This is a genomic window from Anaerococcus sp. mt242, from assembly GCF_016798225.1.
In the GTDB taxonomy this organism is placed as follows: Bacteria; Bacillota; Clostridia; order Tissierellales; family Peptoniphilaceae; genus Anaerococcus.
Map to the genome: position 1 here is coordinate 1 of NZ_JAEUYX010000007.1, position 18044 is coordinate 18044.

General features: G+C 32.2%; 14 protein-coding genes. 11 read left to right on the forward strand and 3 right to left on the reverse strand.

The window, feature by feature from the left end; translation table 11 throughout:
• Nucleotides 1-78: 78 nt before the first annotated feature.
• The 3 genes from JNO63_RS04440 to ychF all read right to left on the reverse strand — a co-directional run bounded on the left by JNO63_RS04440 (nt 79) and on the right by ychF (nt 2873).
• Nucleotides 79-1092, reverse strand: a complete 1014-nt coding sequence (locus JNO63_RS04440; protein ID WP_203127291.1) for a D-alanine--D-alanine ligase family protein — start codon at nt 1090-1092, stop codon at nt 79-81.
• Nucleotides 1093-1157: 65 nt separating this feature from the next.
• The gene (locus tag JNO63_RS04445; RefSeq protein ID WP_203127292.1) at nt 1158-1766 is read right to left on the reverse strand and encodes a thymidine kinase; all 609 of its coding nucleotides are present in this window, start codon (nt 1764-1766) and stop codon (nt 1158-1160) included.
• Nucleotides 1767-1775: 9 nt separating this feature from the next.
• The gene (gene ychF, locus JNO63_RS04450) at nt 1776-2873 is read right to left on the reverse strand and encodes a redox-regulated ATPase YchF (protein WP_203127293.1); all 1098 of its coding nucleotides are present in this window, start codon (nt 2871-2873) and stop codon (nt 1776-1778) included.
• A gap of 178 nt (nt 2874-3051) precedes the next feature.
• On the opposite strand from ychF, the gene JNO63_RS04455 reads away from it, so the two are divergent.
• The 11 genes from JNO63_RS04455 to JNO63_RS04505 all read left to right on the forward strand — a co-directional run bounded on the left by JNO63_RS04455 (nt 3052) and on the right by JNO63_RS04505 (nt 18039).
• A complete protein-coding gene (locus tag JNO63_RS04455; RefSeq protein WP_203127294.1) occupies nt 3052-4827 on the forward strand; it encodes an aminopeptidase P family protein in 1776 nt (591 codons plus the stop codon).
• The gene (gene uvrC / locus JNO63_RS04460; protein WP_203127295.1) at nt 4824-6674 is read left to right on the forward strand and encodes an excinuclease ABC subunit UvrC; all 1851 of its coding nucleotides are present in this window, start codon (nt 4824-4826) and stop codon (nt 6672-6674) included. Before JNO63_RS04455 ends, uvrC begins: the two co-directional genes overlap by 4 nt.
• 70 nt (nt 6675-6744) lie before the next feature.
• Nucleotides 6745-7731 carry an HPr(Ser) kinase/phosphatase gene (gene hprK, locus JNO63_RS04465; RefSeq protein ID WP_203127365.1) on the forward strand — a complete coding sequence of 329 codons (987 nt, stop codon included), beginning with the start codon at nt 6745-6747 and terminating at the stop codon, nt 7729-7731.
• Nucleotides 7732-7891: 160 nt separating this feature from the next.
• Nucleotides 7892-11431, forward strand: coding sequence for a pyruvate:ferredoxin (flavodoxin) oxidoreductase (nifJ, locus tag JNO63_RS04470; protein WP_203127296.1), 3540 nt, complete (start codon nt 7892-7894; stop codon nt 11429-11431).
• 98 nt (nt 11432-11529) lie between these two features.
• Nucleotides 11530-12987 (forward strand): TIGR04282 family arsenosugar biosynthesis glycosyltransferase, encoded by a 1458-nt coding sequence (locus tag JNO63_RS04475; RefSeq protein ID WP_203127297.1) that lies wholly within the window; start codon nt 11530-11532, stop codon nt 12985-12987.
• A complete protein-coding gene (locus JNO63_RS04480; RefSeq protein WP_203127298.1) occupies nt 12980-13417 on the forward strand; it encodes a C-GCAxxG-C-C family protein in 438 nt (145 codons plus the stop codon). Before JNO63_RS04475 ends, JNO63_RS04480 begins: the two co-directional genes overlap by 8 nt.
• Nucleotides 13404-14705, forward strand: coding sequence for an ABC transporter substrate-binding protein (locus JNO63_RS04485; protein ID WP_203127299.1), 1302 nt, complete (start codon nt 13404-13406; stop codon nt 14703-14705). The genes JNO63_RS04480 and JNO63_RS04485 overlap by 14 nt, the downstream gene beginning before the upstream one ends.
• Nucleotides 14681-15538, forward strand: a complete 858-nt coding sequence (locus JNO63_RS04490) for an ABC transporter permease subunit (RefSeq protein WP_203127300.1) — start codon at nt 14681-14683, stop codon at nt 15536-15538. The genes JNO63_RS04485 and JNO63_RS04490 overlap by 25 nt, the downstream gene beginning before the upstream one ends.
• Nucleotides 15522-16310, forward strand: a complete 789-nt coding sequence (locus JNO63_RS04495; RefSeq protein WP_203127301.1) for an ABC transporter permease — start codon at nt 15522-15524, stop codon at nt 16308-16310. Before JNO63_RS04490 ends, JNO63_RS04495 begins: the two co-directional genes overlap by 17 nt.
• Nucleotides 16298-17221, forward strand: coding sequence for an ABC transporter ATP-binding protein (locus JNO63_RS04500; RefSeq protein ID WP_203127302.1), 924 nt, complete (start codon nt 16298-16300; stop codon nt 17219-17221). Before JNO63_RS04495 ends, JNO63_RS04500 begins: the two co-directional genes overlap by 13 nt.
• Nucleotides 17218-18039 (forward strand): nucleoside hydrolase, encoded by an 822-nt coding sequence (locus tag JNO63_RS04505; RefSeq protein ID WP_203127303.1) that lies wholly within the window; start codon nt 17218-17220, stop codon nt 18037-18039. The genes JNO63_RS04500 and JNO63_RS04505 overlap by 4 nt, the downstream gene beginning before the upstream one ends.
• The last annotated feature ends 5 nt before the right edge of the window (nt 18040-18044 follow it).

Consider the following 18044-nt stretch of genomic DNA (forward strand, 5'->3'; position numbering starts at 1 on the left):
TTTTGGCATGAAAAAAACCCCTCAATCCATATTCCGGATTTTGGGGTTCAGCTCAAAACTGATCCTGCTTTTTTAATACTAAAATTTTCCTATACCTAATTTTTTATTATCTGCACCCTTGTTGTAAGCTGATTTTACTAATTTATCAATTAGTTCTTCGTACTCAATCCCTGAGGCTTTTGCTTCTAAAACATATGGAGATGAAGTTTTAGATAATCCTGGCATGGTATTTATTTCCATTATATAAGGCTCGCCATCTGCATTAAGTCTAATATCAATTCTTGCGTAAGTATCACAATTCATAGCCTTAAAAGATTTGATGGCTAGGTATTTCATTTCTAGCTCTAATTCTTCATCAATTTCAGCTGGAGTAGTTTTAATAGTCCATTTATTTTTAACGACATCCTTAGTTCTAAAGTTAACTCCACTTTCTTTATCAAAAGTAATTTCGGTTACCTCTAATGCTTTTATCTCACCCATATCTTCAAGAACTCCGACAGTAAATTCTCTACCTGGGAGGAATTCTTCAATGATTATTGGTGGGTTTACTTCAGAAAATATCCTGTCTAAAGTTTTTTCTAAATCTTCTTCGTTTTCTACCAAAGAATCACTCCTGATTCCTACTGAAACAGCTTCTGATTCTGGTTTTACAAATAGGGGATAGCTTTCTTTAAGCTCTTCTTTTAACTCTTCATCTTTTGAAAATAAGATTTGTGATTTTACTATTGGTAAACCATGAGATGCTAAAATTAAGTTTGCAGTCTCCTTTGAGAGAGCAGTAGCTTGCGCTAGCATACCGCTTCCTACTATTGGAATTCCTAGTAATTCTAATGCTGCAAATACATTTCCTTGAAGTTTTAGATTTTCTAATGGATCGTAATGGATAAATATTACATCAAGTCCCTCAATTTCCATAATATTTCTCATCATATCGATATTTGCTGGGATCTCATAAACTTCGTGGTTTTTATATTCCAATGCTTCTTTTATAGATGATAGCATATTTTTCATAATCCTATCTGCATTTGGATTTACCTGTCTGATTTCTTCTGTCATGTTTTCGTATTCTGCGTAAACTAAAGCAACTTTCATATGTACTCTTCCTTTTATAACATTAATATAGTAAATTATTTCCTGATAAACAAAAAGAATTAGGTTTATTCACCTAATTCTAATGATATTTGGTTTTTGGTTTTTTCTCGTTCGCCCATCATTTGATTGTAGCATTCCCTGCATAATGGTTCATACTTATCTTTTGAACCAATTTGGATTCTTGATTCATCAGTTGATTTTCTGTATGATGCCCAGGCATCGTCACCACAATTTGCACAAATGGCATGGTGCTTGGTAAGCTCATCTGCAATTGGCATAATTTCTTTTATAATTTCAAATGGTCTAGTTTTATAATCCATATCAAGTCCTGAGACTACGATGGTGATATTTTTTGCCATAAGTTCATTAAAAATATCGATAACTTCGGTTGGATCATTTGGGAAAAATTGCACTTCATCAATTCCTATGGCATCTAGCTCGTGCTTGGTTGCGTATTCCAGAACATCATTTAGATTTTCAACCTTTATGGCATCTAATTCTAAGTTATCATGAGAAACTATTTTTTTATCATCGTCACGATTATCAATTGCTGGCTTAAAGGCGGCAATCTTGTAATTAGCAATGCGCATCCTATAAAGCTCGCGCCATAGGGAAGTGGTTTTGCCTGAAAACATTGATCCTGTATGAACTATTAGTTTTCCTTGTTTTTTCATTATCTAACCTTACACATTAAATCTAAAGTTAACTACATCACCATCTTGCATAATATAATCTTTGCCTTCCATTCTTAAAAGGCCTTTCTCACGAGCAGCATTTATAGATCCACTATTTACTAAATCATCGTAAGAAACTATTTCTGCTTTTATAAATCCTCGGGAGATGTCAGTATGGATTTTGCTAGCTGCATCCACTGCTTTGGTACCATCTTTTATAGTCCAAGCGCGTGTTTCCATTTCACCAGTTGTTAGAAATGAAATGAGATCTAGGGTTTTGTAGCTATCTTTTATAACTTTATCAGTACCAGACTCGTTTAAACCAAGCATAGATAGGAAATCTTCTTTTTCTTCATCTGTATCAAGTTCTGAGATTTCCTGCTCGATTTTTGCAGATACTATAGAAACTTCTGCATTTTCATTTGCTGCAAATTCACGAACTTTTGCAACATATTGATTATCAGCTCCATCATTTGCTGCATCATCTTCATTTACATTACAAACATAGATTATCGGTTTTGTTGAAAGTAATTGGTAAGAACGAAGCAGTTTTCTTTCATCATCTGTTAGGTTAAGGACTCTGGCTGATTTTCCTTCTTCAAGCACAGCCTTTACCTTATCCAAAACTTCTACCTCTTTAGCCACTTCCTTATCATTTCTTGCAACTTTTCTACGTTTTTCTAAAACTTTATCAATCATATCAAGGTCAGCAAAAATTAATTCTAAGTTTATGGTTTCGATATCACGGATAGGATCAACGAATCCATCAACGTGTGTTACATTTGGATCATCAAAACATCTTAAAACTTCAACAATAGCATCAGTTTCTCTAATATTTGATAAAAACTGGTTGCCTAGACCCTCACCTTTAGAAGCGCCTTTTACAAGACCGGCTATATCATAAAATTCAATTGCAGCCGGAACTATTTTTTTTGACTCACTGATTTTAGCTAGGACATCTAGTCTTTCATCAGGTACATTTACTAGCCCCACATTTGGATCAATTGTTGCAAAAGGATAGTTTGCAATAAGTGCTCCAGCTTTTGTAATAGCATTAAATAAAGTTGATTTTCCAACGTTTGGCAAACCTACAATTCCAAGTTTCATTTATATTATCACCCCTCTAATATTTTTACACGATTGTATTTATTATAATTGATTTGCTAAAAAATTCAATCACTGATATGCTACCAAAAAGAGTGCTAAAAGGTATAATTATTTTATAAAATCAAGGAATTTTAACCTTTTAACAAAGTTACTTTTTTAAATATTTAAGGGAGTTTATATGAATATAGATCAAAGATTAGAAGACTTAAGAAATTTAATGGCAGAAAGAAAAATAGAAGCATACATAATTCCAACTTCTGATCCACATCAGTCAGAATATCTAGCAGCTCATTATAAAGAAAGAGAATTTATTTCTGGATTTACTGGTTCTGCGGGAACTGCTGTTGTTACACCAAATGAAGCAAAAGTGTGGACAGACTCCAGATATTTTTTACAAGCAGAAAAAGAATTGTCTAGATCAGAATTTGAATTAATGAAATTAGGAGATGAAGACTATCCATCTGTTGAAGAATACCTAGACCAAAGTGTAAGTGAATTTGGAAAAATTGCCTTTAATGGAAATTTGTTTTCAGTAAGAGAATATAAAAAACTCAGCGAATCAATGGGATCACGTACTCTAGTATCTGATATTGATTATATTTCAAAATTATGGAAAAACCGTCCAGATTTAAGAAAAGATAAAGCTTGGTTATTAGGCGAAGAATATACTGGCGAAAGTACAGAATCAAAATTAAGTCGTATTAGGGAAGAAATGAAGAAAAATGAATACGATTATTATTTTATAGGGGCAGTAGAAGACATATGCTGGCTTTTAAATATCCGTGGAAATGATATTGATTTTAATCCAGTTGTTCTATCTTACATGCTAATTTCAAAAGATAGGGCCTACTTATGCATAGACCAAGAAAAATTAGATGGAGAAGTAAAAGAATATTTAGATGAAAACAAAATAAAAATTCATTCATATGATTATATTTTTACACTATTAAAAGATATTCCTGGAAAAAATCGTATTTTCCTAGATCCAGCTCGTACTAATGTAGCAATTTATGATGCAATAAACTCCAATGTTAAGGTATCCACTGGGACAAATATTACTACAAATATGAAGGCGATAAAAAGTGAAAAAGAAATAGAAAATACTAAAGAAGCTTACATTATAGATGGAATAACCTTAGTGAAATTCTTTAATTGGTTAGAAGTAGGAGCAACAACTGGTACATTAAACGAATATGTAGCTAGTAAAAAGCTTCGTGAACTCCGTGCAGAAAATGAGAGCTTTGTAGAAGAATCTTTTGAATCAATCATAGGATTTAAGGATAATGCAGCCATAGTTCACTACGCGCCAGCAGATGTGGGCTCAAAAACAATTAGAACAAATGGAATGATTTTGATAGATTCAGGCGCTCACTATAAAGAAGGAACGACTGATATAACAAGAACTATTGCACTTGGAGAACTTAGTCAAGCAGAAAAAGATGATTACACCTTAGTTTTAAAATCACACATTGCACTATTTTTAGCGAAATTTAAAGAAAAAACCACTGGATCAAGATTAGATGCTATTGCTAAATATCCATTATGGCAAGCAGGAAAGGACTTTTTCCACGGAACAGGACACGGTGTTGGTTATCTATTAACAGTTCACGAAGGACCACAAAGACTTGGTATGGGACCTGGATCAGAGATAGAATTTAAAGAACATATGTTTACATCAGTTGAACCAGGTTTATATATTGCAGGCAGCCACGGAATTAGAATAGAAAATCAAGCTGTTGTGAAAAAAGCAATGGGAAATGAATTTGGTAAGTTTTTAGAATTTGAAAATCTAACCTACCTTCCAATTGACACACGTCCAATAAATATTGATATGTTAACAAATGATGAGATTAACTGGATTAATGATTACAATCAAAAATGCGAAGAAGTTTTAGCTCCACACCTAGAAGGAGCAGATTTAGAGTATTTGAAAGAGAGTTGTAGACAAATTTGAGTAAAGAAGAACTAAGGGCGAAGCTTAAAGAACTTCCTGATTTGCCAGGAGTTTATATAATTAGAAATGCCGATGATGAAATAATCTATGTCGGAAAGGCTATTTCTCTTAAAAAAAGGGTTCGCCAATATTTTGATAACAATAAAAACAAGGGTGCCAAAGTTTTGGCCATGGTTTCCCACATTGACCACTTTGAATATATCATAGTAGAAAATGAAGTGGAGGCCTTGGTTTTAGAATCAAACTTAATCAAAAAAAATAGACCAAAATACAATATCGTCCTTCGAGATGACAAGCAATACCCTTATATAAAAATCACAAACGAAAAATTTCCCCGTATCCAAAAAGTAAGACAGATTTATAATGATAAGGCTAATTATTATGGGCCATATCCTGATGCCTATGCAGTAAATGATGCCATAGATTTATTTCATCTATACTATCCATTTAGAACTTGCAATCTAGATTTTGAAAAAGGACAGACATTAGATAGACCATGTCTTAATTATTTTATTAAAAAATGTAACGGACCTTGTACCCATGATGAAGATGAGAGTCGCTACATGAAGCATTTAGATGATATAAAACTTTTTTTGGAAAACAAGTCTGATAAGATTCCAGAATGGGTTTTAGATAAGATGAATGAATCTAGTGCTAATTTAAATTTTGAAATGGCTTCAAAATATAGAGATTATTACAAGGCGCTATCAACGATATCCGAAAGACAAAAAGTTACAGAAGCTGCCGGAGAAGATATGGATATTATTGCCATGAGCAAGGGTGTAACAGCTATTGTCATGCAAGTTTTCTTCATGCGTCAAGGAAAAATTGTAGAACGTGAACATTTTATAATAAAAAATGACTATGTAGAAACCGATAAAGATATCATGAGCTCTTTTATCAAGCAATTCTACCTTGACATAATGTATATACCAAAAGAAATTTTGATAGAGACAGAGCCAGATGATTTAGAAACTATAAATGAATTCTTAAATCAAAAACGTGGGACAAAAGTCTTAATCCATAAGCCAAAACTTGGCAAGAAGAGAGATTTAATAAATATGGCTCTTACTAATGCCAATGATATGCGCATAAAATACGAAAAGCAAGCTGAAAAAAAAGAACGTAAGAAGTCAGCAGGTATCAATCAGCTAAAAGATATTTTGGATATGACGGAGATAAAACGTATCGAATGTTATGATATTTCAAATACATCAGGTGTTCAGTCTGTAGGATCTATGGTAGTTTTTGAAGATGGTCATCCAAATCCAAAAGAATATCGCAAATTTAAAATAAAAACTATTGAAGGACCAAATGACTATGGTTCCTTAAAAGAAGTATTAACTCGTAGATTTAAAAATGGTATAAAAGAGATGGAAAATGGCAATACTTCTACAGGTTTTGGAAATATGCCAGATTTAATTTTAATGGATGGTGGAAAGGGTCAGGTTTCATCAGCCCTAGAAATCCTTGATGAATTTAAATTGGATATAGAAATTGCAGGACTTGTAAAAGATGATAAGCACACCACCCGTGCTATAATTTATCAAGGTCAAGAGATATTTATTAACCGAAATGATCCGGTTTATAAATTAATTTACGAAATCCAAGAAGAAGCCCATAGATTTGCAATAAATTATCATAGAAAACTTATGCAAAATACAATGAAAACATCTGAGCTTGATAATATCAAGGGTGTAGGAATAAAGACTAGAACTAATTTATATAAACATTTTAAAAGCATATCCAATATTAAAAAAGCTAGTGTTGAAGAACTAATGGAAGTACCCTTAGTCGGCAGAGCCCAAGCCCTTGAAATTTACAAATACTTTAGATTAAAGGGATAGAAATAGGAGCATATTTATGGATAAAAATAACAATATGGTGGATAAATCATTAAATGAGCCTCAAGAATCAATGGTGGAAAGCGAAACTATATTAAAAGAATTACAATTAGGTGAGGAAAAAAATACTATAAAACTTCATAAGGTTGTTGAAAGATTAGGACTTGAAATTGTCCACCAATCATCAGATTATTATGATATTTGTCTGTTAAGCGCTGATGTAAATCGTCCTGGTTTACAATTGGCAGGATACTTAGAAGATTTTCCCTATAAGAGACTTCAAGTTATTGGTTCTGTCGAATACACATATCTTACAGGACTAGATAGTAAGCTTCAATATGAAAGATTTAGAGGCATACTTTCATATAGCATTCCTGCGGTAATTTTTTCTTATGATGTTGACATTAACCATGACATATTAGACTTAGCCGATTATTATGACAAAACAGTCTTAAGATCACCAGCAAAAACAACTAAATTAATTTCTGATATTTCTGATGAACTAGAATATCAGTTAGCCCCAAGAAGCAATGTCCATGGTGAGCTTTTGGAAGTTTTCGGTGTTGGGGTTTTAATTATGGGAAAATCCTCAGTTGGAAAAAGTGAAACTGCCCTAGATCTTGTAAACCGCGGTCACAGATTAGTTGCAGATGATATGGTTGATATAATGGCTATTGATAACAAAATTATTGGTGAGTCGCCAGATAATATCCGTCATTATATGGAAATAAGAGGGCTTGGAATAGTAAATGTGAGACGTTTATACGGTACAGGGTCGGTTAAAAATAGTACGCAAGTAGAAATGGTAATCGAGCTTGAGCAATGGAAAGAAGATTACGAGTACGACAGACTAGGGCTTGATGATCATTATATTGAGCTATTAGATGTCAAATTACCTCACTTAGTTGTTCCGGTTAGAGCAGGGCGAAATCTAGCTATGATTGTAGAAGTGGCTGCTATGAACCAAAGAGAGAAAAATTTTGGCTATAATGCAGCTCGTGTAATGACAAATAAGATATTTCATAAAGAATTAGTTGATGAAAACGATGACTTTGAATAAGTTTATCGTTTTTATTTTTTTGCAAATATATTGGTTAATTTTTAAATAAATTAATTATTTTGATATTATTTACCAAAGGCTCTTGACATTCGCTTTCATCTTATCTATACTTAAATTAGTGTTAACGATAATTGCTTATTAATTATTTTAGGAGGTCTAAATGACAATTACTAGAGCAATGAAGACTATGGACGGTAATACCGCTGCAGCTCACGTATCATACGCATTTACTGACGTTGCAACCATTTACCCAATCACACCATCTTCACCAATGCCAGAATCTATTGATGTATGGTCATCAAATGGACGTAAAAATGTTTTCGATAGAGAAGTTATGGTTAAAGAAATGCAATCTGAGGCAGGAGCAGCAGCAGCATTTCACGGTTCACTTGCAGCAGGAGCACTAACTACTACATACACAGCAAGTCAAGGTTTATTATTAATGATACCTAACATGTATAAAGTTGCTGGAGAAAGATTACCAGGTGTATTCCACGTTGCAGCTAGAACTGTTGCTACACACGCACTTTCAATCTACGGAGACCATTCAGATATATATGCAGCTAGACAAACAGGTGTAGCTATGCTTTGCTCAAACTCTGTACAAGAAGTTATGGACTTATCACCAGTATCTCACTTATCAGCTATTAAAGGTAGAGTACCATTTGTTAACTTCTTTGACGGATTTAGAACAAGCCACGAAATCCAAAAAATTAATGTTTGGGATTACGAAACATTAGAAAACCTTGTAGATTTCGAAGCAGTTGATAATTTCAAAAATAACTCACTTAACCCAGAAAGACCAAAACACATGGGTACAGCTGAGAAGAATATCTTCTTCCAAAGAACAGTTTCAAGAAACAATGCTTACACAGAAATCGTGGGTATTGTAGAAGATTACATGAACCAAATTAACGAATTAATCGGTACAAACTACGGTCTATTCAACTACTACGGTCAAGAAGATGCTGAAGAAGTTATCGTAGCTATGGGTTCTGTAAACCAAACAATTCGTGAAACAATTGATGAATTAGTAAAAGACGGTTACAAAATTGGTTTAGTAGAAGTTCACCTTTACAGACCATTCTCTAAAGAACACTTATTAAAAGTTGTTCCTAACACAGTTAAGAAAATCGCAGTTCTTGATAGAACAAAAGAACACGGAGCTGAAGGACAACCTTTATACCTAGATGTTAAATCAGCATTCTACGGAGTAGAAAACGCACCAGTTATCTATGGTGGTATCTACGGACTTTCAAGTAAAGATACAGTTCCTGGAGATATCAAAGCTGTTTATGACAACCTTAGAAAAGAAGATACAAAAGATAACTTCACACTTTCAATCACAGATGATGTTACAAACACATCTTTAGAAAGAGAAGACTTCAAAGTACGTCACGAAGGTACAACAAGATGTAAATTCTGGGGATTCGGATCTGATGGTACTGTTGGTGCTAACAAACAAGCTATCAAAATCATCGGTGATAACACAGACATGTTTGCTCAAGGATACTTTGACTATGACTCTAAAAAATCAGGTGGTTTAACAGTATCTCACTTAAGATTTGGTAAAGAACCAATCAAATCAACATACCTACTTGACGAAGCTGACTTTATGTCACTTTCAAAACAAGCTTACCTACACCAATATGATGTATTAAAAGGGCTTAAAGATGGTGGTACATTCCTTCTTAACACAACTTGGAGTGAAGAAGATTTAGACGAACACCTTCCAGCAAATGTAAAAAGATACCTTGCTGAACACAATATTAACTTCTACATCATTGATGCAAGCCACATTGCTCAAGAAATTGGACTAGGTTCAAGAACAAATATGATTATGCAAGCTGCATTCTTTAACTTATCTCAAGTACTTCCAATTGAAGAAGCTGTTGGATACTTAAAAGATTCTATAGTTAAAGCTTACGGTCACAAAGGTGATGATATTGTAAACATGAACTATTCAGCAGTAGATGCAGGTCTAGAAGCAGCTAAAAAAGTAGAAGTTCCAGCTGAATGGGCAAACGCTACTGAAGAAGAAAAAGCTGAACAAGCAGAAATGTCAGAATTCGTTAAAAACATCTTAAGACCAATGATTGAACAAAAAGAAGATGACATTCCAGTATCTGCTTTCGTAGATCTTAATATTGAAAATGGTGAATTCCCATCTGGTACAACAGAAGTTGAAAAACGTGGTATTGCTCTAAATGTTCCAGAATGGCAAATGGAAAATTGTATCCAATGTAACCAATGTTCATTTGTATGTCCTCACGCTGTAATTAGACCATTCCTAGTAACAGAAGATGAAAAAGCAAATGCACCTGAAGGTTTCGAAACAAAACAAGCTATTGGAAAAGGAATGGAACAATACGAATTTAGAATTCAAGTATCTCCACTAGACTGTACAGGTTGTGGAAACTGTGCTGATATCTGTCCAGCTCCAGAAAAAGCTCTTCTAATGAAACCATTCGATGAACAAGTAGAAAGTCAAAAAGAAAACTGGGAATACGCTCACGAAGAAGTTGGTTACAAAGAAGATGTTATGGATGATAAAACACTTAAAGGAAGCCAATTCAAACAACCATTACTTCAATTCTCAGGAGCTTGTGCAGGTTGTGGTGAAACTCCATATGCTAAACTTGTTACACAATTATTCGGTGACAGAATGTATGTTGCAAACGCAACAGGTTGTTCATCAATCTGGGGAGCAAGTGCACCAGCTATGTCATACACAATCAACCAAGAATCAGGTAAAGGTCCAGCTTGGGGTAACTCATTATTCGAAGATGCTGCTGAATACGGATATGGTATCAAATTAGCTGCAGAATCAAATAAATTACTTCTTGAAACAAGAATGAATTCATTCTTAGACTTAAACCTTGATACACCACTTAATGAAGCATTTAAAATGTGGTTAGAAGGTAAAGAAGATGTAAACTCATCTAAAGAAGCAACAGCTAAAATTCTTACACTTGAAAACGAAACAGTTGACAGTGAAGAAGGTAAAGCTCTTCTAGAAGATATTTACAACCTAAAAGACTACATGATTAAAAAATCATTATGGATCTTCGGTGGTGACGGATGGAGCTACGATATCGGATTTGGTGGTGTAGACCACGTATTAGCAAGTGGTGAAAACATCAACATTCTTGTATTCGATACAGAAGTTTACTCAAACACAGGTGGACAATCATCTAAATCTACACCATTATCAGCAGTAGCACAATTCGCTGCATCTGGTAAAAAAGTACGTAAAAAAGACCTTGGTTTAATGATGACTTCATATGGTTACATCTACGTAGCACAAGTAGCTATGGGAGCTAACCAAAACCAAACAATCAAAGCTATCAAAGAAGCTGAAGCTTACGATGGACCATCATTAATCATCGCTTACGCACCATGTATCAACCACGGAATTAGAATTGGTATGGGTAAATCACAATTTAGAGAAAAACAAGCTGTTCAAGCTGGTTACTGGCACTTATGGAGATTTGACCCAAGACTTGCAGAAGAGGGCAAAAATCCATTCCAATTAGACTCTAAAGAACCAAGCGAATCATTCCAAGAATTCCTTCAAGGGGAAGTAAGATACTCATCACTTAAGAGATCATTCCCTGAAACAGCAGACGAATTATATGCTGAAGCAGAAAAAGCAGCTAACGATAGATACGAAACATATAAGAGACTTGCTGGTAAATAAGGTTAAAAATTAATTAGCAAAAAATGCCATATGAAAATATGGCATTTTTTTTAAAAATAATTAATAAATTTTTTAACAAAATTATAATGGAAGCTAAAATGAATAGAGCAATTTTATTTACAAAAGCACCTAATCTAACTAATAGTAAAACAAGACTAAAAGATTTCCTGTCTGAAAAAGAAAGACTTGATCTGATGAGAAAACTTATAAAGAAAAACTATAAACTTCTAAATCAACAATCCATAGAATCAGTAATATATTTTAGTGGATGTGAGTCAGATTTAGACTTTATAGAGAGCCAAAAAATTCCCCAATGTGGAAAAGATTTAGGGGAAAAAATGCGTAATGCAATTTTTAACCAGCTAGATACTTACAAGAAAGTTCTTTTAATAGGATCAGACTTAGAAAATCTTACAGAGATACAAATTGAAAAGGCCTTCGAAAAGCTAGACAAATTTGATGTAGTAATTGCATCAAGTATTGATGGGGGATATGGCCTGATAGCTATGAAAGAAAAACTGGATATATTTTCTGATATAAAATACTCAACCCCCAATGTATTGGACGATACTATTAAGAAAATAGAAGACCTTGATAAATCATATTTTTTACTTAATCCAATTCGCGATATAGATACCATAAAAGATTTGATAATTGCTGAGTTTGATGATGAAAACATTACAGATCTTGGGAATGGTGAATATAATTTAAATTATAAACTTAATGATATGGTAATTAGAATAAATCTTGCATCCCAGATGGGATTAGGTGAAAATCAATTAAAGTATGAATTTGATGCTTTAAAAACTTTAGAAAAATCTAAGGTTACTCCTAAGGTCTATGATTATTATAAAAATGGTAAATACCTTAATAAATCATTTATGACTATGGAATATGTCGAGGGTAGACCTCTTAATTATGATACAGATATGGATATTGGAGCAAAATTATTAAGCTCAGTCCATAATTTGAAAGTAGACTTCAATAAGTTTATCTGGGCTAAAAAACCTTTTCTTAGTATGTATGAGGAATTTCAGTCCATGTTTTCCCATTATCAAAATTATATCCACAAAGATCCAATTGTCGAGTCAAAAATTTTGAAATTTTTGAAAATAGCTAAAGATTCAGGTTTAGATTCTGAGATAGAAAATCCATGCATTATAAATACTGAGTTAAACAATCGTAATTTTATAATTGGTGAAAAATCAGTGGTAATTGATTGGGAAAAACCAATTATTGGTGAGTGCGAACAAGATTTAGCTCACTTTTTAGTGCCTACTACTACAAATTGGAAGACTGATACAATTTTATCTGAAGGAGATATGCTATCTTTTTTAAAGATTTATGAGAAGTATCGAGAAGTAGATTATGATAAGTTTTATAAGTACTTAATGTTTAACTCATTAAGAGGGGTGACATGGTGTTCTATGGCAAAGGTAGAATACGAACAAGATAGATTTTTATCTAATGAAGATACACTTATAAAAATAAATAAGTTTTTAAGTATTGAATTTTTAGATATGTTAGAGAAGTTTTATAGGAGCTATAATGGATAATAAAAAATTAGAAAATTTCATGGAAAAGGGCTATAACTGTTCTCAAACAGTATTTTCTTATTTTGCTGAAGATGTGGGAATGGATGAAGAAACTGCAGTAAAAATTTCTACGCCTTTTGAAATGGGCATGTATAAATCCGATATTTGTGGTGCATTGACTGCATCATATATGGCATTAGGTCATAAATATGGGTCTACAGATCCTTATAAAAAGATTGAATTAGCAAAGATGATTTATAAACTTGATAAAGAATTTGAAAAAAGAATGGGTCATACAAAATGTGCCAATCTTTTAAAAGTAGATGTAAATACAGATGATGGATTTAATTATGCAGTGGAAAATGGTTTGTTATCAAAAGTATGTGGCAAATGCATTACAAATGCAATTGAGATTACAGAAGAAATAATGAGGGAAAATGATGAAAATTAAAAATTTATTTATTACAAGTCTCCTGTGCTTAGGGATATTAACCGGTTGTGCTAACAATGTTAATGAGAAGGCAGTAGAAGAAAAAGCACCAGTAAAAACAAGCCAATCAGAGGAAAATGAAGAAATTAAAGAAACTTCTGAAACAAGCGATGTAATAAGTGAAGTAAATTATGATGAAATAGCTAAAAAAGCTGAAGGAACATCTGTAAATTTATATGGATGGGGTGGGGATGATAAGCGTAACCAATGGTTAGATGATTATATAATTCCAAAGATGAAAGAAGATTATAACATCGAAGTAAATCGTGTAGGCATGGATATTGATGAAATATTAAATCTTATGCTAGCAGAGAAAGATTCTGAAGAAGGTGATGTAGATGTGGTTTGGATAAATGGTGAAAACTTTGAAAATGCAAAGAATAATGGTTTGCTTTTTGGTCCAATAACACAGGTACTTCCAAATTTTAATGATTATGTAGACCAAGATGATGAAGGAATAAAATACGATTTTGGTGAACCAGTAGAAAATATGGAAGCACCATATGGTGGAGCTCAATTTGTATTTATGTATGACAGCTCAAAAATTGATAATCCACCTAAAAACGCTGAAGAATTATTAGAACTTGCCAAAGCAAACCCTGGAAAAATAACTTATGCTTCTTTGCCAGATTTTACAGGTTCAGCTTTTATTAGAAATATTATTTCTGATATCCAAGGTTATGAAGAATTTATGGATAAGGATCTAACTAAAGATAAGCTTAAAGAAATGCTAAAACCAACAATTGATTATTTAAATGAATTAAAACCATATTTATGGAATGAAGGTCAATCTTATCCAGCAGATAACCCAACTCTAGTAAATATGTTTGCAGATGGTGAATTAATAATGGCTATGAGCTATAATCCAAATGCCGCATCAACTGGTGTAGCTGATGGACAATTTAATGAAAATGTAAGGACAGCAGTATTTGATAAGGGGACAATCGCAAATACACACTTCTTAGCAATAAGCAAAGGATCTTCAAACAAAGATGCTTCAACGGTTCTTATAAACTTAATATTATCCCCAGAAGCTCAAATTTCAAAAGCTGATCCTGAAACTTTAGGAGATCTTCCTATAATAGATTACGATAAATTAACTGATGAGCAAAAGAAATTATATGATGAAATTCCAAGCGGTAAATACACTTTATCTACAAAAGAATTAGAAGAACATAGAATTCCAGAAATGCCAGCAAATCTTGTGCCTTTGATTGAAGAAATATGGGAAGAAGAAGTACTAAACTAAAAAACTTACTTAGCTATTCAGGATTAATACTAATATTATTATTAATCTTGATTGGCTTTAGTAAGTCAATGTTAATAAGTTTTGGACTTTTTAAAGAAGTAGGGCTTGATAGTTTTACCTTTGACTTTTATAAAGAAGTTCTTAAAGATAAGACTTTTATATCAAGCCTTATTTTTTCTTTAAAAATTTCTATTATTTCAAGTATTTTAGCAGTATTGCTGGGTATATTTCTTTCTTATGGCATATTTACCAATAAAATATTTGATATGTATTTAAAACTACCCGTGATTGTGCCACATATTATAGTTGCAATTTTATTTGTAAATTTATTTGCCCAAACGGGGGTGATTTCCAGAGTATTTTATAAGCTAAATTTAATAGATGATTCAAGTTCATTTATTCAATTATTTTATAACAAAAATGCTTTTGGGATAATTTTAAGCTATGCCTTAAAGGGTGGGGCTTATGCAGGCATGGTTTTTTTAGAAATCTATCGAAATATTAGTTCAAATCAGCTACTTGCTGCTAAAAATTTAGGGGCAAATGATATTCAACAATACTATTTTATAATTTTCCCTTTTATAAAAAGGCAAATGATAGAAACTTTTCTAATACTTTTTAATTTCGCTATAAGTTCTTATGAAGTTCCACTTTTGATAGGTCCCACTAGTCCAAGAACTCTTGCTGCAAAATCTTATATCGAATTTACTAAAAATAGCTTTGCCTATAAGCCTAAGGCCTTAGTTATAAATATATTTTTAATCATTCTAGGTCTCTTATCATTAGTAATTGTGTATATCATAAAGGATGAAATTTATGAAGAAAATGTCTAAGATAGTATTATATATTTATATAATTATATTAATATTTGCGGGAATAGATTTGTTATTTACTAGCTTTAGACAAAATTATCCTTGGCCAAACTTAGTATCTGCTAATTATTCTTTACGATCCTATTTGTACTTATATAGAGATAGGAAATTTATCAAAGGAATACTAAATTCATTAATAATTGGCTTAAGTTCTAGTACCTTTTCAGTTTTACTGTCCATTGCAATTACTAAAAAAATTTATTATAAGTCTAGGGGATATAGACTAATAAGTTTTATAGTTTTTTTACCTTTTTTAATAGGCGCTACTAGTATAGGCCTTGGTTTGCAATTATTTTTTAAATCTATTGGAGTTACTGGCTCAAAAATACTTATTATAATTGCTCAAAGCATTTACATTATTCCTTATGCAGTTAGGATACTAAAAGCTGGGTATAGTTTTCTATCTGATAATCTCATTTATGCTGGAAAAATGTTAGGGGCTGGAGATAAAGAAATTAAAAGAGAAATAGTTTTTCCAATCCTAGCGCCTTTTATAAAGACAGCCTTTATTATGGGATTCATTCTTTCGATTAGCGAATACTATCTAACCCTAGTATTAGGATCTGGCCTTGTAGAAAGTTTTATGACTGTAGCTTTTCCATTTTTTGTAGCTAGAGATAGGGCAATTTCTTCAGCAGTGAGCATAGTATTTTTAATTATTAATATCATTTTTATATTAATCATAGAAGTGATTTTTAAAATAGTATTTAGGAGGAAAAAATGGGTCTTATAAGGGCAAAGAATATAAGCAAGTCATATAATAATAAAAAAATACTTGATAATATAAGCTTTGATTTAGAATCTGGTCAAGTTTTATCTATTGTTGGCAATAGTGGATCGGGAAAGAGCACTTTATTAAAAATTATCTCTGGAATTATAGAAGAATTTTCTGGGAAAATATATTTAAATGAAAAAGAAATCACAAACTTATCTATAAAGGAACGTAAATTTATCCTTATGTTCCAAGATGATGAACTATTTCCTCATATGACAATTTTTGATAATGTTGGTTTTGGCCTAAAAATGGATGGTAAAGATAAAGACTATATAACAAAAGAGGTGGAAAAATATCTAAATTTGGTTGGACTAATAGAGCATAAAGATAAGTACCCATCTCAATTATCAGGGGGAGAAAAACAAAGAATTGCCCTAGCTCGTAGCTTGATTGTAAAACCAAAAATGCTTTTACTAGATGAGCCATTTACTGCACTTGATCCAACTTTAAGAAATAAACTAAGAAGTGAAACTTTTAAAATCATAAAAGATCAGAATATCCCAACTATATTTGTAAGCCATGACCTAAATGAAGCAGTGGAAGTAGCAGATAAACTTGCAATCCTTGCTGATGGGAAATTTATAGCCTATGATAGGCCCAAAAATATTTATCAAAATCCAGACAATAAGGCCACTGCAAGTTTTATATTTAAGGATAATATAATAGGTAAAAAACTTATCAAAAAATCTGATATTGATATAATAGACGGTGATGATTACAGTGTTATAGAAAAAACTTATAGGGGAGATTTTTTTTCTTATAAATTGGATGGTCAATATACTTTGTCAGTAGATAGCCCTAAAGAATATTTTTTAGGTGATAAGATAGGGATAAATATAAAACAAGTGATAGAATTGGAGGAGAAGTGAAAAAAGTTATAATAGATACAGATTGTACTATAGATATAAAAGGGTGTGACTTAGATGATGCTTTTGCAATTCTTTATTTGATAGCCCATCCTGATATAGATGTGAGACTTATTACAACAACTTTTGGTAATAATAATGAGGATGTAACTTACAATGCTACAAAAAAAATGCTAGATGATTTAAATATTGACATACCACTTGTAAAGGGCGGCCTTTACATCCATGATGCGGCAGAAGCTATAAAAAAAGAAGTTGAAGAAAATGATGATATCATCATTTTATCTTTAGGAGCAACAAGCAATAGTCAAAAGGCTCTAGCCTTAGGAATGGTTCCTAAAAGAGTAAAATCTTTTGTAGCCATGGGTGGGATTACAGATGAACTTAGATTTAACAAAAAAATTATGCGTGAGCTAAACCTAAGTATAGACTATCTATCCACTATATATGCATTAAAAAGATTTGATAATATTGATGTCATTACTGGCAATAATTGTATGAAGCACAAATATCAAGTGCCAGTTAATGCGGTTTATAAAAGTGAGTTTATGAATTATTTGAAACCATCTCTAAATAGGGTTAGTGAAGAATTTATGGATGAGTTTGGAGAAAGCAAATTAGTTGTTTGGGATGCACTGGCTGCACTTTATATAACAAATCCAGAATACTTCACTGACTATAAAAAAGATATATCATTAGATGAACATTTACTAAATGGATACCTGGTGGAAGGAAATGATAAAAAAGTAAATTTACCAGAAATAAAAGAAAATATAAATGCTATGAAGTATATAGTATCAATAATTGAAAACAATAATTAAAAAGA